This is a genomic window from Mesorhizobium sp. L2C066B000, from assembly GCF_000502335.1.
Lineage (GTDB): Bacteria > Pseudomonadota > Alphaproteobacteria > Rhizobiales > Rhizobiaceae > Mesorhizobium.
On the sequence record NZ_AYWZ01000026.1, the window covers coordinates 1 to 17,623 of the forward strand.

General features: G+C 58.9%; 13 protein-coding genes and 3 pseudogenes. 2 read left to right on the forward strand and 14 right to left on the reverse strand.

Going from position 1 to position 17,623, the window contains the following annotated elements:
* The 12 genes and pseudogenes from X733_RS1000000170520 to X733_RS137725 all read right to left on the reverse strand — a co-directional run.
* Window positions 1-254: hypothetical protein (locus tag X733_RS1000000170520; RefSeq protein ID WP_032911551.1), on the reverse strand; the 254-nt coding region annotated here is incomplete at its 3' end.
* Window positions 255-359: 105 nt separating this feature from the next.
* Window positions 360-1,151, reverse strand: coding sequence for a hypothetical protein (locus X733_RS137765; RefSeq protein WP_023673926.1), 792 nt, complete (start codon window positions 1,149-1,151; stop codon window positions 360-362).
* A 381-nt stretch (window positions 1,152-1,532) separates the two neighbouring features.
* Window positions 1,533-1,751: pseudogene (locus X733_RS1000000171135) on the reverse strand (HlyD family type I secretion periplasmic adaptor subunit); the annotation flags it as partial.
* Window positions 1,726-3,371: pseudogene (locus tag X733_RS01000000166865) on the reverse strand (type I secretion system permease/ATPase). The pseudogenes X733_RS1000000171135 and X733_RS01000000166865, both read right to left, overlap by 26 nt.
* Before the next feature lie 385 nt (window positions 3,372-3,756).
* On the reverse strand, window positions 3,757-4,731 hold the full coding sequence (locus X733_RS137760) for a LysR family transcriptional regulator (RefSeq protein WP_023685036.1): 975 nt from the start codon (window positions 4,729-4,731) through the stop codon (window positions 3,757-3,759).
* A gap of 64 nt (window positions 4,732-4,795) precedes the next feature.
* The gene (locus X733_RS137755) at window positions 4,796-5,584 is read right to left on the reverse strand and encodes an ABC transporter permease (protein ID WP_023820264.1); all 789 of its coding nucleotides are present in this window, start codon (window positions 5,582-5,584) and stop codon (window positions 4,796-4,798) included.
* A 3-nt stretch (window positions 5,585-5,587) separates the two neighbouring features.
* A complete protein-coding gene (gene nodI / locus X733_RS137750; RefSeq protein ID WP_023685034.1) occupies window positions 5,588-6,499 on the reverse strand; it encodes a nodulation factor ABC transporter ATP-binding protein NodI in 912 nt (303 codons plus the stop codon).
* Between the two features lie 54 nt (window positions 6,500-6,553).
* A pseudogene (locus tag X733_RS137745) lies at window positions 6,554-6,787 on the reverse strand (carbamoyltransferase N-terminal domain-containing protein); the annotation flags it as partial.
* A gap of 37 nt (window positions 6,788-6,824) precedes the next feature.
* Window positions 6,825-7,433 (reverse strand): nodulation methyltransferase NodS, encoded by a 609-nt coding sequence (gene nodS, locus X733_RS137740; RefSeq protein WP_023750023.1) that lies wholly within the window; start codon window positions 7,431-7,433, stop codon window positions 6,825-6,827.
* Between the two features lie 34 nt (window positions 7,434-7,467).
* On the reverse strand, window positions 7,468-8,826 hold the full coding sequence (nodC, locus tag X733_RS137735) for a chitooligosaccharide synthase NodC (protein ID WP_023750024.1): 1,359 nt from the start codon (window positions 8,824-8,826) through the stop codon (window positions 7,468-7,470).
* 13 nt (window positions 8,827-8,839) lie between these two features.
* Window positions 8,840-9,499: a chitooligosaccharide deacetylase NodB gene (gene nodB, locus X733_RS137730; protein ID WP_023724589.1), complete on the reverse strand. Its 660-nt coding sequence runs from the start codon at window positions 9,497-9,499 to the stop codon at window positions 8,840-8,842.
* Window positions 9,496-10,089 (reverse strand): NodA family N-acyltransferase, encoded by a 594-nt coding sequence (locus X733_RS137725; RefSeq protein WP_023694280.1) that lies wholly within the window; start codon window positions 10,087-10,089, stop codon window positions 9,496-9,498. Before X733_RS137725 ends, nodB begins: the two co-directional genes overlap by 4 nt.
* 237 nt (window positions 10,090-10,326) lie before the next feature.
* Here X733_RS137725 and X733_RS137720 point away from each other — a divergent pair, with 237 nt between their 5' ends.
* Window positions 10,327-11,352 carry a LysR family transcriptional regulator gene (locus X733_RS137720; protein WP_023712679.1) on the forward strand — a complete coding sequence of 342 codons (1,026 nt, stop codon included), beginning with the start codon at window positions 10,327-10,329 and terminating at the stop codon, window positions 11,350-11,352.
* A gap of 599 nt (window positions 11,353-11,951) precedes the next feature.
* Here X733_RS137720 and X733_RS137715 read toward each other — a convergent pair.
* Both X733_RS137715 and X733_RS137710 read right to left on the reverse strand, forming a co-directional pair.
* The gene (locus X733_RS137715) at window positions 11,952-12,983 is read right to left on the reverse strand and encodes a LacI family DNA-binding transcriptional regulator (protein ID WP_023672231.1); all 1,032 of its coding nucleotides are present in this window, start codon (window positions 12,981-12,983) and stop codon (window positions 11,952-11,954) included.
* A 304-nt stretch (window positions 12,984-13,287) separates the two neighbouring features.
* On the reverse strand, window positions 13,288-14,616 hold the full coding sequence (locus tag X733_RS137710; protein WP_023706359.1) for a dicarboxylate/amino acid:cation symporter: 1,329 nt from the start codon (window positions 14,614-14,616) through the stop codon (window positions 13,288-13,290).
* A gap of 1,157 nt (window positions 14,617-15,773) precedes the next feature.
* On the opposite strand from X733_RS137710, the gene nifA reads away from it, so the two are divergent.
* Window positions 15,774-17,537 carry a nif-specific transcriptional activator NifA gene (gene nifA / locus X733_RS137705; RefSeq protein ID WP_023820266.1) on the forward strand — a complete coding sequence of 588 codons (1,764 nt, stop codon included), beginning with the start codon at window positions 15,774-15,776 and terminating at the stop codon, window positions 17,535-17,537.
* Window positions 17,538-17,623 lie beyond the last annotated feature (86 nt).

Sequence of the window (17,623 nt, forward strand, 5' to 3'; positions counted from 1 at the left end):
TGGCGACCCAGCTCCCTATATTGCTCCCCGACCGGCAACCGACTGCATCCGCTCGCTGGTTCAGGATCAGTGCTCCCGCCGAATATGTTTGGTCCCGGCATTTGATGGAGCGGGTCAACAACACCGTCCGGCTGAAGGTTTGGAAGGGATTCATCCTGGTCGGCCGCAAGGGCCCGAACAGGCTTCCGCCTCCACACCTTCAGGAGATTTCGGTCCACGACCAGCGCGACGCGCAGGGCTTCGTCACTGTACACGCTGACTGCTCCCAGGCGCCCCGGCCCATGGCAAGTAGCGGAAACGGACGGGAAAGCGCCCGCCCGGGGGGCGGGGCGGGCGCGGTTCCGCATGGGTTTTCTGGATCAAACGAAGGTGAAGTCCGACGCGGTCAGGCCTAGGTCGGCCACGGTGACTACACCGCCCAGGTGGGCGAACTCGTGCGCGCTGCCGTCGGCGGTGACATAGGCCAGAGTTGCAACTCTGTCAGTGTAGCTGCTTTGGTAGACAATGATGTCGCCGGCGTGCTCGCCGGAAATCGCACTCGCCGCCTCATTAGCAGAGTTGAAAGATTCACCAGTGATCACCACGACGTGTTCGCCGTTCGCACCCGACGCCGCACCGCTGTAGAAGCTGCTCACCGGGTAGCCGGACTGTATGCTGGCGTTGTTGACGAAGTTCGCGCCAAAACCGTCGTTGTAGAGGCCTACCGCATCGAAGGCGAACTTGTCCTCCGCCGGGTTGAAATCGGTGATAGTGGTAATGTCCGACGTCGACCCGACAACCCCAGGCACCGGATTGTGGAACTGGAACACGAACGTGTCACTGTCGCTGCCCCCGGTCAACGTGTCCTGGCCGTCACCCACGTAGAGGACATCCTGGCCGGGTCCGCCGCTGAGCCTGTCATTGTCCTCACCGGAGACGCGCGCGTTGAAGCGGCCGTTGTCGCCGGAGAGATCGTCCCAGCCATCTCCGCCGAAGATGCGGTCGTTACCCTCGCCGCCGATGGCTCGGTCACTGCCCGCGCCACCCGAGATCTCGTCGTTGCCGCCACGACCGTCAAGCCAGTCACCGCCCTGGTAACCCTCGATCCAGTCAACACCCTCGGTGCCGAGGAGTGTTTCGGAACCCGGGCCACCTTCGATAATCTTTGCCATTGAAAATACTCCTAATGATGCCCCTGCCTGAGTCGTTCATATTCGTCATCGGACAATTGGAGAAATCGATTGCTTGGATAGGCATACATTTACGAAATGGATGCATTCTCGTTCACTTCGCCCTTCTGCTGAGCAGTTGCGGGCTCGCAGGCGGCGGGGACACGCCCCAGGCAATCGGCCCGAATATTCACACTCAAAGAACGGTCCAGGAAAACTTGGCAACCGGTCGTCCTGGTTGGGCCGCCCTCGGAAGAACGGGCATGGGGCTGTGTTGCCGAGTCGCGCCGGCACTGCCCATTGCGAGCAATGGAACGTTAGGGAGCGCGTTCGCGCGAGCCGAGATCGGAACCGACAGGCGCACCAGGTAGTACGAAATGCCGGGTTCACCAGGATTTCTCCGACCACCCCGCCAGTCGGGTGCTGTATCTTCTCACTAGGAAACGACGACAAAGTGTCCGGACGCTACAACCGCACCGGAGAGATTCGTGAAGGTCGCCCAGGCTCCGGCTCCTCCCACAAAGATCACGCTCGCCAGAAGGCCCGCCACCAGGTGCCGGCGAATGGACTCGAAACGTCATTGTTCTGATGAATGCCGGACACCGGGATCCTCCATGTCAGCGCGCTCTGCCACGTGATCCTGTGTAGACTCGATGGCCTTCAGGACTTTGGAACGCGCACCGAATGATCGCTGCCGTCCACCTTCCATCACCAACACCAAATCGACGGCGCGGATGGCGCTCGGCCGATGGGCGACGACAACCGCAATGCCCTTGCGCTCGCGCACGGAGGCGATCGCATTAACGACTGCAGCTTCGCCTTCCGCGTCGAGATGGGCATTGGGTTCATCCAGCACGACAAGGAAAGGGTCTCGATAAAGGGCCCGGGCAAGACCGATAAGCTGACGCTGCCCGGCGGAAAGTGCCGATCCGGCCTCACCAATCGGAGTTTCGTATCCGTGCTCAAATCGGAGGATCAGTTCGTGCGTGCCCGCTGCTTTCGCCGCGNATGCGAACCTTCCCGGCGACCGGCGTCCATGCGCCGACGATGGCGCGCGAGAGTGTCGACTTGCCCGAGCCCGACGGGCCGATGACCCCGAGTGCGCTTCCCGCCTGAATGGCAAACGCAAGGCCGGTCACGGTCGGCTTGCTTTCGCCGGGCGGAACGATTGTCACGCTTTCGAGGCGCAGTTCGCGTTCAGGTGCAGGCATTAGCATAACAGGAGCGGTTTCAGGAACCTTTTCCAAGAGGTCCTCCAGTCGCGCCCAACCCTGGCGCGCCATGAGGAAGGGTTTCCAGCTTGAAATGGCGAGGTCGACCGGAGCCAGCGCACGCCCCATCATGATCGAACTGGCAATCATGACCCCGGCCGTAGCCTCTTCCCTGACGACAAGGTACGCACCGACGGCAAGAATGGCCGATTGCAGCAGCACGCGCAGCGACTTTGAAATGGCACCCAGCCCACCTGCCACGTCCCCAGCTTTCCGGTTGGCGGCCAGAAACTTGGCATTGGCCTTTTGCCATCGGGCAGCGATCCGCTTTCCAAGACCGAGAGCTTGCACGACCTCGGCATTGCAACGCGCTGCTTGCAGCAGACCATTGCGTGCCATGTTGTGGGCAACGGTATCGCTTATCGGCCCTTGCGAGAGAGTGTTGGCAAGGAGTGTCAGAGATGTGAGACCGACCGCCCCGATAAGTGCCGTCATGCCGATCCAGAAATGAAGGAGGAAGCAAATGCCAAGATAAAACAGCATCCATGGCAGATCGAAGAACGCTGTCGGACCGTTTCCACCTAAGAAGCCGCGAACATTGTCGAGATCGCGAAGCGGCTGCAAGCCGTCGCCCGGCATGCGCGTTGAAAGCGGAAGGCGAACGATCGCATCGTGAACGCGTCCGGAAAACTGTCCATCGAAACGCTCGCCAATCCGCAGCAGCACGCGGGCGCGCAAAATGTCGAGCAGGCATTGGAACGCATAAAGCCCCGCAGCGAGCACGACGAGCCCCACCAGCGTGGATACGCTGCCACTTGCCAGAACGCGGTCATAGACCTGAAGCATGAACAGCGGCGAGATNGAGCCCCACCAGCGTGGATACGCTGCCACTTGCCAGAACGCGGTCATAGACCTGAAGCATGAACAGCGGCGAGATGAGCGCAAGCACGTTGACCACGCCGCTGATCAACACAATGCCCCAAATCGCGGAAGTCAGAGGGAAGGGTCTCAAAGCTGAATCCTTTAAGGAATGGTTGTCACGTAAGTCTCCGGAGGCTGGCGACCCAGCTCCCTATATTGCTCCCCGACCGGCAACCGACTGCATCCGCTCGCTGGTTCAGGATCAGTGCTCCCGCCGAANGGCATTTAATGGAGCGGGTCAACAACACCGTCCGGCTGAAGGTTTGGAAGGGATTCATCGTGGTCGGCCGCAAGGGCCCGAACAGGCTTCCGCTCCACACCTTCAGGCGCGTTCATATTCGTCATCGGACAATTGCAGAAATCGATTGCTTGGATAGGCACACATTTACGAAATGGATTCACTCTCGTTCGCTTCGCCCTTCTGCTGAGCAGTTGCGGGGTCGCAGGCGGCGGGGGATCGCCATCCATGCCTCCTCTCATAGTCGAGGGGGGGGCAGTTTCTCAATTTGGGGACAACTGAGACGTCCGGTGCTCTTAGGCAGAGGAATCATACGAGATCCCTCCTGCAACATCATTTCCCGCATCCACAGGCTTGCCGGATCACTATTGTGGAGCGCAGGCCATTGAACGGCCTCCGTGAATGCGGGAGGAAGTGGCGGCGGAAGTTTGACAATCCGCAGGGGTGTTGTTTTTGCGAAATGCTGCGCCAGCCGTAAGGGCATGGTCCCGATGCGGCTGGTGCCTGATACAACGGGCGGGATCAGGCTAAAGCCGTGTACGACAACTTCGATACGTCTCTCGAAACCGTGCTCGAGCAAATACCATTCCTCCATGGAGAGCTGCCGGGTGTCCCCGAATTTGAACACAACCTGCCCCATCGATAAGTATCGCTCCAATGTAAGTGGCTCTGACAGCTGCTTGTTCGTGCCGCAGCCTACGCACACGAGCATATCTTCGAACAGGGCTGCGCGAGGATGTTTCGACATGAATACTTCCGGCATGATCAGAAAATCAACGTCGCCGCGCCGGAGAAGCTCCTCGGGGTCGTCGGAAATAGGGAGACATTCAAAGCGGACGGCGGGAGCTTCCCGCGCAGCACGTTCTACGATCTTCTTAAAAAATACGAGCGTGATGTAATCGGAAAGGATAATCCGGAAGCGACGATCCGATTGGGCTGGGTTGAAGGCGTCCCAGGAAATAATCGATAGCTGGATGTGGAGCAATGCCTCCCTGACTGCTGGGGCGAGCCCCTCAGCGCGAGGTGTCAAAATGAGCTCGCGGCCGCTCATCGTAAATAGCTCATCGCTGAAATAGGCGCGTAACCGAGCAACGGCGGCGCTCATTGCCGGCTGGCTCAGGTTAATACTGCGGGCCGCCGCGGTGACTTTACGTTCCCTGACCAGAGCGTCCAACACAACGAGCAGATTCAGATCGAGTCCCTTAAAACGCATGTCTTGATCTAGGCGGCGTGTGAATGGGTTGCGACCAAACATTCAATTCGAATGGTGAGTAGCGTCAACGCATCAGCCTTCGACGAAAAAGAGCAATCGAAAAGAAGAAGGGCAAAACTGTGTATATGCAAAGCGCGCCGATATGCAGGCCCATTTTGTCAATCGGACGGCCAAGCATCGCTGGACGAATGAGGTCGATTGCATGTGCGAGCGGTAATAAGGAGGCAGCATACTGAAAAGCGCCGGGCAATTGGTTGATCGGAAACATCGCGCCGCAAAGGAACAGCATGGGTGTAATAACAAGCGTATTATAAAATATGAAATATTCATAACTGGGCGCAAGCGCTGTGACGACCATCGCTAGACTCGCGAAGGCGAGGCCATTGAGAGCGATGACTGGCAGCAAGCAGAGGATGGATGGCCACGATGCGTAGCCGAGCGTGGTGGCAACAATAGTGATTGCTGTGCCCGCCATGAGGGCCTTCGTGGCTGCCCACGCCAATTCGCCGAGTAAGATATCGCCGAGCGTCAGCTGAGTGCATAGCATTCCTTCCCAGGTGCGCTGGTCGCCCATGCGGCCGAAACTCCCGTAGACCGTTTCAGCGGTCGCCGATGCCATCACGCTTGTGGCAACCATGCCAGCCGCGAGAAACGCAATGTACGAAGAGCCGTCAACAGGACCTATCATTGTTCCGATGCCAAAGCCGAGACCGAACAGATAGATCATCGGATCGGCGAGGTTGCCGAGAACCGATGCAAGCCCGATTTTCTTCCATCCAAGATAGTTGCGGCGCCAAACCGCGACCCAATTCCACGCATTGGCGGGCATGCCCGCCGCATAACGTTCGCCCATTGTTCAGTCCTCCATCTCGCGCCCGGTTAACCGCAAAAACACATCCTCGAGATTGGGGGGACGCTGCAGAAGGCGTAGACCCGTGCGCCCGCGTAGCTGCGCCAGGACCTGCTCCGGATCGGGTGCATAGCAAAAAAGCGTCTCACCGCTCACCTCGATGCGCTGTGCGTACGGCCGGATCAGCGCACCCAGTTCATGCGGATTGCCGCCGTAGACCTCGACCACGTCACAGCCGATCTGCTCGTCAATGAGTTCGGACGGGCGACCTTCGGCGATCTTGCGCCCCTCCTCCATAACGCACAGCCGATCGCACAGCCGCTCGGCCTCTTCCATGAAATGGGTAGTCAAAAGAATAGTCTTGCCCCGCGCCAGCAGCGATCGCAGCCGATCCCAGATCAGGTGGCGGGCCTGCGGATCGAGGCCGGTGGTCGGCTCGTCCATCACCAGCAAGTGCGGGTCATTGATGAGCGCACGCGCGAGCGTCAGGCGCCGCTTCATGCCGCCGGACAGTTCGGCGACGCGCGCATCCGCTTTGTTCTCGAGGCGGGCGAACTCAAGCAGCGATGGTATGACCGCATCGATCTGGCGTCTGCTCATCCGGAAGTAGCGCCCGAACACCAGCAGGTTCTCGCGTACAGTGAACGCGGCATCAAGATTGTCGAACTGCGGGACCACGCCGATGCGCATACGTGCCAAACGCGCGCGCGCCGGCACTGGAGCGCCGAGCACAGTAATCTTCCCCGCATCAGGCGATGTCATGCCGAGGACCATACGCGCAATCGTGCTTTTGCCCGCGCCGTTCGGTCCCAAGAGCCCGAAGCATTCCCCCGCCGCAACGCGGAACGACAGCCTGTCGACAACGAGCTTGTCATAAGTTTTGCTTACGTCAGTAAGGTCGATCGCTATCATGGACATGGGTTCATTTTACCGAGAGGGACGACAAAACTGGCGGTTTCTTGGTTCCCTGCCGACCTGAAACTGTGACTCGTCTTCGCCATCCCCGCCGTCGATAACGAACTGATCGACATCACAAGGATCTAGCCGCTGCTCAGCTAAAGCGGCGACAATTGCGTCGAGATTATCGATGGATTGGTAACGCGGATCGTTGTGCCGCTTTTCCTGGTCATCGCAGAAGACGAGCCGTCCATCCTCGACCAGGGCGATCGCCCCATCATGGGTCAGCTTGGTACCACAGATGCGCATAGTGTCTCCACGTTAACGGCGATAGATTCGAGATTCATCAGGAAGCGGAAATCGGGTTCCGGAAACGGACGAGCAAGCAGTCTTCGTTGACGGACTCGCCCCGACACTCAAGCCGCTCTACCTCGATCAACGTTTCGTTCAGCATGGCGATGACCGGCTCAGCACCAGCGGCGTGACCCCAGCGACGGCAATTAGCATCCCTTGCCGATCCGAAGATCAGATGCCCGCCTGGCGCAAGCACCCGCACCAGGTTTTTGACGGCCGCGCGCATCTCGGCTATGTCTCCGAGGTAGTAGAGGACCTCCGCCACAACGATCACGTCAAACAACTCGTCGGTCGAAAACTGTTGAACATCGCAGACTATCCAGTTGATGCGCGACGGCTCCTTTATCCGTTGACGTGCTCGAGCAATCGCTTGCGCCACGACATCGATGACGGTGAGCCCTTGGCAGTAGGGGACTAGTTTTTCCGTGAATGCGCCGGCAGCGCACCCGACTTCGAGGGCATTTGTAATGGAGCCTTGGGCAAGCGCCAGCTGGAGCATTTGCGTGTGGCGCTTCCGCTCGAATGGATTGCCGTCGAGGCGCCACGGATCGTCGGCGGCCAATTCCCGATCAAGCAACTGATGATTCACGTTCTGGGTCAAACTCGTGCACCTCTCGTCCGTTAGGTATTTGCGGTCAGTCGTCGCCGCAAATGTTGTCCGACAGGACTAATTCCGAAGAATCCCGCGCAAGATTGAGCCTGCGAAGCGGAGCCGAATGGGGCGAGAGTTCTGCCCTGCTGGAACCAGTGATCGGAGCTTGGGTGGGGGCCTGTTTTCCCCCAGTGTTCGATGTAGCGACAGCAGAGCTTCGCGACAGCCAATCGCTATTGCTCAAGGTACACAGCGCGTAGGCCTTCAACGGAAGCAAGAGAAAGACGTTGATGAACGTGTGCAGCGAAAAGCCAAGAAATCGAAATTGTCGAGCACGAAATGCTACCACGCTGCATCGGAGCATGGTCATGGACACAATCATCAGTCCTGTCCACCAAGGCACAGTGCCTGTCAGTGCGAAATGTGCGAGGCCCGTTAATACCGATAGGGCGAGGAGTAGCGCGCCGAGATTCTGTCCGACCACGTCCAACGTGAGATAGCTATTTAGGCTAGGCAGCAAGCGCAGCCCAAGCAGCGTGTCCCGGAATGTGCTTCGTGCCCAACGGAGTTGTTGGCGCAGATACGGTCCGAGTCTGTTCGGAACGACTGTGGCCGCGATGGCGCTCGGAACGTATTCGGTTCGAAAGCCTGCTTTCAGCATCAGGATAGTGAGATGGCGATCCTCACCGAAGTCGCTTGGCTTGCCCCGAAAAAATTGCGACTCGTACTGGTCCAGTAACAAAAGGAGCGCAGACCGGCGGTACATGGCACATGGGCCGCAACAGCACATAACGGCACCGAAGCGAGCCTGTGCCGCGCGCTCCTCGTTGCAAGCCAGCCAGTACTCCATGTCTATCAGCCTGGTCAGCCAACTCTCGGTTCGGTTACTGGCCGTCAACTGACCCATGACTGCGCCGACCGCTGAATCTCGCATCTTCGGTACAAGCTTGGAAATGACGTCGGGCGCGAGTACCGTGTCTGAATCAACGTTAAGCACCAGATCCCCTGATGAGCGTCGTATCGCGGCGATCTGCGCCTTGCGCTTTCCAACATTCTCGGGAAGCAAAATGATGTCGAACCTGGGGTCGCGCGCGTAGTCTTCGTGGACAGTTCCTAAGGCTTCGCGATTTCCAGAACCGTCATCAACCAAATAGACCCGAAGTCTTCCGGCGTATTCTTGGTCTGCAATGGAAGCCAGGCACTCTGAAAGCGTGCGCGGATCCTCGTTGAAGCAGGGGACGATGACATCGACGCTGGGCAGTTTGTCGGAGCCGGCGAGAACCTCCAACGCCGACGAATCCTTTGTCGGCATAGCATAAAGCCCTTGCATGCTCTTATAGGCAGTCGAGAGCAGTGCATAAAGCGAAATGGCCACAGTGCTGGTTGTACCAAGAAGAGTCATGGGATCTCGTTGTTCAGTGATGTTGAGGAAGTGAGCGGATTACAAATCCGCGCTCACGCAGTGCTGGAATCAGCCGGGACAGCGCCGTGACCGTCTGGTCGCGCATGCCGGCGTGAGCGCCCTGGCTCAACTCGCCGGGAGGGCATCCGTCGTGCAAGAGTACAATTGCGCCCGGCCGGACGGAGGCGAGCACTTTATCGAGAATCGCCTCGACTCCAGGGCGAGACCAATCTCGAGGGTCGACGGACCAATGAAGGGCCGCCAGCCCGGCGATCTGTGATGCTGTGCAGACTTCTTCGCTCCAGGCGCCGTAGGGCGCGCGAACAAAGCGGACCGAGGCCTGCGGGCACGCTCTCATGATGGCGTCGTTCGCTTCAAAGACCTCACGTTGCACTTCGCCGAAACCGCATTGGTACAGATCCGGATGAGACATCGTGTGGTTGCCTACCTCGTGCCCTTCTGCGATCATCCGTTGGATTAGATATGGGTGCTCTAAGGCGTAGGCGCCGATGACGAAGAAAGTCGCCGGCACCCGCTGCTCTGCCAGCACGTCGAGAATCTCCGGTGTGAAAAGTGGATTGGGACCATCGTCAAACGTCAGATAAACGCTTCGACGGCCGGTGCCGTCAGAGCACTCACGGCGCACTTCGTACAAGCAATCGGACCGGCTCATAGCTCTGGTCCGTTCCGATCTATCATCGTGCCCGTGGGCCATTCGCTGATCGGCCGTCCAACTGGCAGAACAATTGTGAGTGCGTCATCGATGCGTGTGGGCGGCAGGTCGAGGCGGGCCTCTGGTCGGGTGGAGCGCACGCGAATTCCCGACAAAACGGCCATAGGGCTGTATCGCCGTCCGAACCTCTCAACATGATTCCGCAGCGCGTCCCTGACCGTTCCGAAAGCGAATGGAACGCCAAGCTCCTGCAGTATTGGAAGCATGACATGGATTGAATGGGCGATTCCCAGACCCTCAAGGTCCGGACGTACCCCGTACAGGCCCAGTTCAGCCACCAACAGGTCGACCGCGTCGACCTTGATGAAACGGCGCAGTATGCCCATGTGAGCCGCTACACCGCTTGAATCATAGGCGATTACGCGGAGTTCAGGCCTGGCTCCGGCCCAGCTTCGACTACCTTCGAACGGTTCTGCGTTGGACGCCCCAGTCGGCCCGTACGTATCACGAAAGAACTCGGCGAGCTTAACGTGATCGGAGAGCTGCAACTCGTTTTCCCAGCACAACTTCCACTGCACCTGATGGCGCATTCAGGACCTCTCTTCATATTGGTTTTTGCGGCCGCATTACTCGACCAAAGCGGCGTTGTTGGCTGTACTCAGCCGTTGTCGTTGGCGAAGGTGAGCCAGACACTCTCTCGAGTTCCGGCCCGTGTCGTCGATTTGAGCTTGACGTCGCTCACTTTCCGTTCCTCTAATGCATGGCTCGTAAATTCGTAAAATTGATTGTTTGAATGATACGCATCCACACGTTGGATAGAACATGACATGCGTTTTAAAGGGCTGGATCTAAATCTCCTCGTTGTGCTGGACGCTCTGATGAGGGAGCGTAAAGTCACTGCCGCGGCTCGCAGTATCAACCTGAGCCAGCCGGCCATGAGCGCCGCCGTTGCTCGGCTACGCGCCTATTTCAACGATGAGCTATTTACGATGAACGGCCGCGAGCTCATTTTGACGCCGCGCGCCGACGGGCTCGCCCCAGCAGTCCGGGACGCATTGCTGCACATCCAGCTATCGATTATTTCCCCCGACGCCTTCAACCCGGCCCAATCGGATCGTCTCTTCCGAATCATGCTTTCCGATTACATCACGCTCGTATTTTTTAGGAAGATAGTAGAGCGCGCTGCGCGGGAAGCTCCCGCCGTTCGCTTTGAATGTCTGCCTATTTGCGACGACCCCGAGGAGCTTCTCCGGCGCGGCGACGTTGATTTTCTGATTATGCCGGAAGTGTTCATGTCGAAACATCCTCGCGCAGCCCTGTTCGAAGATAAGCTCGTAGGCGTAGGCTGCGGCACGAACAAGCAGCTGTCGGAGCCACTTACATTCGAGCGATACTTGTGCATGGGGCATGTTGTGCTCAAATTCAGGCACACCCGGCAGCCCACCATGGAGGAATGGTATTTGCTCGAGCACGGTTTCGAGAGACGTATCGAAGTTGTCGTACAGGGCTTTAGCCTGATCCCGCCCGTCCTGTCAGGCACCAGCCGCATCGGGACTATGCCCTTACGGCTGGCGCAGCATTTCGCAAAAACAACACCCCTGCGGATTGTCCAACTTCCGCCGCCACTTCCTCCTCCTGCATTCACGGAAGCCGTCCAATGGCCTGAGCTTCACAACAGTGATCCGGCAAGCATGTGGATGCGGGAAATGATGTTGCAGGAGGCATCTCGCCTGGCGCCTTTGCCTGAAATCATTGAGCGTCTCGGGCACGCCGATCCGACCTTTCGTTTCTTGGTACCGACTGCCACCTCGAAATCGCGTGCGAAGTCCCGGAAGATGTTGAGCCCCACTTAATCACCGCCTGTAAGACAGGCTGATCAGCATGTTCGACAAGCGCCGGCGCGGCGCGTGTTACCTACGTTCTGGGGCTGATCTCAGGCGAGTTGCTCGTCGAGGATGTGTGGCAGAGTGATGCCAGCTGCCTTGATTGCCCGCTTTGGCCGTAGGTGGTGACGACGCGAGCATTCTTTTCGATGGCGGCTTCTGGAGGCGGACGCGATCGCGTAGGAGCGGTTGCCCTTCGGGCGTCGGGCCTTTGGCCCGGCAGAGCGGCGCAGTTCCTTGCTAAGTGCGAGGGGCCGGAACGAGCAGAACACACGCCCGGGCTGCTACTGAATTGACTGCCGCCTCGATTTGCGTGCGGAGTCCCAGAAGATGGTTAGCCCGGTTAAATTCCTACCTTGCCGGCTGTGCCGCGGCTTTTCACGTGCAGCCAGGCGAGGAGATGGCGGTCGACGAGGTCGACCCCAAATGGACTGTGCTGGCCTCGCTCGGCTCTTGCCGTGCGGGATCATTGACCACACCCCCTGCACGAGAACGTGGGGCATGTTGGCAAGTGAAGCCGGTGGAGGTTGACCCTGCGGATCTAGGCAATCTACCTCGCGCTTCCGCCTTCATATATTTTCCGGCAGATGGATGTCGAACGGCAGAAATGTCTGTCCGGGTGTTTCAGCGGTGCCGGTCTCGATAGCCCGTGTCATCAGCGTTATCAGCTCCTGGCAAAGCCGGCGCATTGGCGTGGCGACCGCCATCGTGACGATGTTATCTGCAAGCGCTGCCCGAGACTCAGGTGTGATTTCATTCACGATCGCGACGAGATCCCGACTTTTGCCCTCTTCTCGGAGCGCGGAGATCGCGCCCTCCATGCCGCCGCCGGCGACATAGAAGCCGACGAGCTCGGGCTCCCGCTGCATGAGATCAAGCGTTGCCTCGTAGGTGATCTGCCGCTTCTCGAGGTTCATGACCGGATCCAGCACCTCGAACGTGGGCGCGTTCTCACGGCAATAGGAGCGAAAGCCGACGTCACGGAGCTCGTGCCCCTGGAAACGATGGCTGCCGACAAACACCGCCACTTTGCCGGGCCGTTTTGCGACCTTGGACACCATCCAAGCGGCCGTGCGCCCCACCTTGCGGTTGTTGAGGCCGATATACCCCTGTCGCACGCCGGCGGCGAAGTCGGAAAGCAGCGAGAAAACCGGAATGCCCTTGGCCTTGAGGTCCTCAACCGCTGCTGTGATTTTCGGGTGGTCCGGTGCCACCATCGCGATTGCATGGCAGCGTGCGCCCAACTCCTTGAGCGGCGCGATCAGGTCGCTCGGCATATGTGACGGGGCGAATTCGACGAGCGGAATGCCGTGGAAGGACTGGGCCAAATTGACCGATGCTTCGACCTCGCGCGCAAAATCTTGGTAGAAATGCTGGGCCGGTTTTCTCAAGATGAAGCCCAGACGGTAGTGCGGTAGGTCTCGCCGCAACCGCTGCTTGATTAGCCCGGCAGCATGATAGCCGATCGCCTGGGCGGCGTCGTGGACCCGCCGCGCGGTCTCCTCGCGCACCGGATGGCGGGCGTTCAGAACCCGATCGATCGTTGCTACGCTGACTCGGGCTTCGCGGGCGAGATCGGCAATTGTGGGGCGCTTGGTCATAGGTCCTATTCTGATTGGTTTTTGACGCGGGCCGGCTCTCTGTCCGCCTAACGCGTTTCGGTTTCGGGTGGCAAAGTGAAGACGTCCCCATACGAATGGGCACAGCGTGTTGGACGAACATCATTGCAGACGTAAACCGGCCGGGTATACTGAAAGGCTCATTCGCTTAAAGGGCGGTGACGATTTGCACTCACACATTTAGCGCTTCTGATACATGGTCCGTGAGGAGCCGTTTAGAGGCTGCGGGTCGGTCGTTCAGTTATGTGACCAGCTAAGCGACTTCACAGGTCGTGGGCCGCCCACCTTACTTGCAGGAGGGTAGCCGGTTTGATGCCTCGGTAAGCTGATGACCGCTGAAGGCAGCTTTCATCTGTGCTCGGTCCAACTCTCCTTCCCAGCGTGCGACGACGAGGGATGCCACTGCGTTGCCGACGCAATTCGTCAGCGCCCGGCATTCGGACATGAATCGGTCGATGCCGAGTATCAGTGCCATCCCAGCAACGGGAACACTCGGAACTACCGCGAGCGTAGCCGCCAGGGTGATGAAGCCCGCACCTGTCACACCTGCAGCGCCCTTGGAGGAAAGCATTGCTACGAGCAGCAGCAGCACCTGATCGCCGATGGACAGATCCGTGTTCGTCGCCTGTGCGATGAAGAGAGCCGCTAGCGTCATGTAGATATTCGTGCCGTCCAGATTGAACGAATATCCGGCCGGGATGACGAGACCCACAACCGAACGCCTGGCGCCCGCCTTTTCCATTTTCTCCATCAGCGACGGGAGCGCCGCCTCCGAGGAGGACGTTGCGAGGACAAGCAGCAGCTCTTCCTTGATGTAACGAATGAGAGAACAAATCGAAAAGCCGTTGTAACGGCAGACTGCGCCGAGAACCCCGAACACGAAGAGGAAGGCGGTGAAATAGAACGTCGCGACCAGCATCGCGAGGTTGACTACCGAACCGATGCCATATCTGCCGATGGTGAAGGCCATCGCGCCAAAAGCGCCGATCGGCGCGGCCTTCATCAGAATTCCGACGAGCTTGAAGACAGGCACAATGAGCGCCTGGAGGAAGGAAACGACAGGCTTGCCCGTCTCTCCGGCCATCGCAAGCGCCATGCCGAACAGAACCGAGAAGAACAGCACCTGCAGGATGTCGCCTTCCGCGAAGGCACCGACGATCGTTGGCGGGATAATGTTCATCAGGAAGCCGGTGACCGACTGCGCTTTGGCTTTTGCGGCATAGGTATTCACGGCCTGGACATCGAGCGAGGCCGGATCGATGTTCAGGCCGTCGCCAGGCTGGACGACATTGGCGACGATGAGGCCGACGATCAGCGCGAGCGTTGAGAAGGTGAGGAAATAAACCATTGCCTTGCCGGCGACCCGGCCGACCTTATGAAGATCGTTCATGCCGGCAATGCCGGTCGCAATTGTCAGGAAGATGACAGGCGCGATGATCATCTTGACCAGCTTGATGAAGGCATCACCCAGCGGCTTCAGGCTCTCGCCGGTCTCCGGATAAAAATAGCCAATTGCGACGCCGAGCGCGATGGCGGCAAGCACCTGGGCGTAGAGCTTGGTGTAGAAGGGTTTGCGGGGCGCGGGACTCGCGCCGCGGACTTGTGCAGCTGACACTGTTTCTCTCTCCCTGACCGGATCGAGGTGGCGTGACTTCTCCCGGGCTTCTCCCTATCGCGGCGCTCCGGTCGAACGCTGCACCAACGCCGCCGCAATACCCATGCCAGATGAATCCGATCACCTGAACTGATGTGGGCTCGCCAATGATGGAGGAATGCGGTGTCAGACCAGCGGGCAAGGCCGCGGTCCCAACGCCCTTGATGGTCTGTGGCAGAGTGCTGCCGGTCGATCCCTCTGGCTAGCGGTTTTGCTGCACAGAGCGTGGTGGGTTCCTCGTTAGCCGGCTTTGGACCGGGCCCCATCGTTGGCGCCAGCGGGTACCAATAAGTCGCCTGTTCAAGGCCGTCCAGATGACAGGCTAACTTACCCCTTTTCGGAAGCGCTCGTTTCTAGACAGCCTACGACCATGCAGCCACTGCAATCACAGAATAAATTCGGACGGCCTTTTGGACGACCCATTTTGCAAATCAACGCCCGCAGCACGGGCAGCCGTTTTCAAGCGGTCGCATCGTAATCTGTTCAGACTTTTCGATACGCTCATTGAGTGTGCCGATTTCGGCCCCAGGCCGGTGATGGTGCTGACCACGACGATGCGATTCAGAAGTTGCGAGCACCGCCTACGAAGTCGTACTCGACGCCAGCTTCGCGCCTTCACACGCGACATCGCCGCCGCCTGATCAACTCGAGAAAGATGGCGCTTGCGGCAACGGACCAGTGCCGTTGGCTGTTATTATCGCTCCCGCCCCTCCTTCGCGGGCGCTGGTGAATGGCACGGCCCCGCATTTACACACCGCGCGGTCAGCCGCTCGGGCAAGGCATGGCCGGCCCAGGTATTTCTGCTTCAACGCAAAGATAGAACTGATGAATCCTATCATAAGCCGCGAGGTTTCCTTTCACAGATGAAAGAAAGCTCGATTGACTATGCCGCCTCGCTCCAGTCTTTTGAAAACAACGTGTGTTTGCCCGGGGCAAGCCAATAACATGGCCAAGCCTCGTGAGGGAGTAGCCAAGCGATGCGTCAGGGCTAGACCCGCTTTGCACTCGACCACACGGCGGCGGCACGAGTTCACGTCGGAGCATTTTCGCCCGTGCCCGCGACGTCGCGGGCGCACATGCCGCCAGCCTAGATTTGATGGCGCGAGATCGAGGATCACATGCACCACAACATTAGCAAGTCAGAACAGAATGCCCGCGACTGCGGCATATCGCTGCCGAATGCGATAAAGGGTTGTCCAAAGCCCGACACGAATCCTGCGAATGTGGCATTGCACGAGCGCGCGCTAACCGGCATCTTCGAAATATCGAAAGTACTCGCCGATGCCGCCCGGCTCGAACTCAAGTTGGCCAAGGTAGTCGATCTCCTGCACTCGTTTGTGCAGATGCGGCACGGCATCATCGCTCTCTGCGATGCCGAGGGCGGACTGGACATCACAGTGGCCAGCGGCTGCGGCACGAACGGCAATGAGCCCTCCCGCTCGCGCCTGCCGCGCAACGCCATCGACCAGATTGTGACGACCGACACGCCGCTTGTCGCCGACGACATAGTGATGCATCCGACCTTCACTGCCGCTGATATCGAGGTGCTTGGGGCCTCCGACACCGTGTCGTTCATCGGCGTTCCCATTCGTGTTGATGGGAACGCCATAGGCGCGCTGACTTTGGACCGGGTTTTGGAAAGCAGGTCAAGCTATCGGCTCGACGATGATGTCCGGCTGCTTACCATGATTGCCAACATGGTGGGACAGACAGTCAAGTTGCATCGCTTCTCCGCGGTCGACCGCGAGCGAACGCCGGAGCTGGAACATCGGCTGCAAACGAAATTTTCTGATGTTAAGCACCCTGCACCCCGGCGCAAAAAGGTCCACGTCGAGGGGATGATTGGTGACAGTCCGGCTATAAGCGCCCTGCTGGAGAAGATCGCGGTCGTAGCGAAGGCAAAAACCACAGTTCTGTTGCGAGGTGAGTCCGGTACCGGGAAGGAGCTGGCTGCCAAGGCAATTCACGAGTTGTCGCCGCGCGCCAAGCGGCCCTTCGTTAAACTCAATTGTGCAGCGCTCCCAGAGACAGTCCTGGAATCCGAATTGTTCGGTCATGAGAAGGGTGCCTTCACAAGCGCATTCAATTCCCGCAAGGGGCGTTTTGAGCTCGCTGACAAGGGGACGTTGTTTCTGGATGAGATCGGCGAGATCTCGGCCTCGTTCCAGGCAAAGCTACTGCGCGTGCTGCAGGAGCAGGAGTTTGAGCGCGTCGGCAGCAATCAGACCATCAAGGTCGATGTTCGCGTGATTGCCGCCACGAACAGGAACCTGGAAGAGGCGGTTGCAAGGAATGAGTTCCGCGCCGACCTATACTACCGCATCAACGTGGTTCCCTTGCTGGTACCAGCATTGCGCCAAAGGCGCAGCGATATTCCGCTCCTCGCAGCTGAGTTTCTCAAGAAGTTCAACGACGAGAACGGCTGTACGCTCACCTTCGATCCGCGTGCGATTGAAGTGCTGATGAAATGTGAGTTTCCCGGCAACATTCGCGAGCTTGAAAATTGCGTGCACCGGACAGCGATCCTGGCCGAGGGACTGTCAATCGGGAGAAACGACTTTGCCTGCTCCCAAGGCCAATGCTTTGCCGAGGCGCTGTGGAAGTGCAGATCGGGCAAGGCCGCGCTGCAACCACCGCCGATCCTGCCGGAGTCAGCGAATTTGGCCACGCCCCCGGACGAGGCCGCCAGTTCGGCCGCGACTAACCCACTTGCCGGCGCATCCCACCCAATTGGCGCGAGGACGCCCGATATAGAGCGCGTCATTGCTGCCATGGAAAGATGTGGCTGGGTGCAGGCAAAGGCAGCGCGCTTGCTTGGGCTGACCCCGCGCCAGATTGGCTACGTGCTGAGGAAATACGGCGTCGAGATCAAGCGTCTTTGAAAGCATGACCCTGGGCATGAGCTGAGCAGCTTAGCGCCTTGGCGCCGCGCAGCGATGCAGATCCGCGTGCGCGTCAACTCGATTCG

Coding starts and splice junctions, on each gene's coding strand:
- X733_RS137765 (WP_023673926.1), bottom strand. CDS start 1,151: ATGGCAAAGATTATCGAAGGTGGCCCGGGTTCCGAAACACTCCTCGGC.
- X733_RS137760 (WP_023685036.1), bottom strand. CDS start 4,731: ATGCGTTTTAAGGGACTCGATCTGAATCTGCTCGTTGTGTTGGACGCT.
- X733_RS137755 (WP_023820264.1), bottom strand. CDS start 5,584: ATGGGCGAACGTTATGCGGCGGGCATGCCCGCCAATGCGTGGAATTGG.
- nodI (WP_023685034.1), bottom strand. CDS start 6,499: ATGTCCATGATAGCGATCGACCTTACTGACGTAAGCAAAACTTATGAC.
- nodC (WP_023750024.1), bottom strand. CDS start 8,826: ATGACTCTTCTTGGTACAACCAGCACTGTGGCCATTTCGCTTTATGCA.
- nodB (WP_023724589.1), bottom strand. CDS start 9,499: ATGAGCCGGTCCGATTGCTTGTACGAAGTGCGCCGTGAGTGCTCTGAC.
- X733_RS137725 (WP_023694280.1), bottom strand. CDS start 10,089: ATGCGCCATCAGGTGCAGTGGAAGTTGTGCTGGGAAAACGAGTTGCAG.
- X733_RS137720 (WP_023712679.1), top strand. CDS start 10,327: ATGCGTTTTAAAGGGCTGGATCTAAATCTCCTCGTTGTGCTGGACGCT.
- X733_RS137715 (WP_023672231.1), bottom strand. CDS start 12,983: ATGACCAAGCGCCCCACAATTGCCGATCTCGCCCGCGAAGCCCGAGTC.
- nifA (WP_023820266.1), top strand. CDS start 15,774: ATGCACCACAACATTAGCAAGTCAGAACAGAATGCCCGCGACTGCGGC.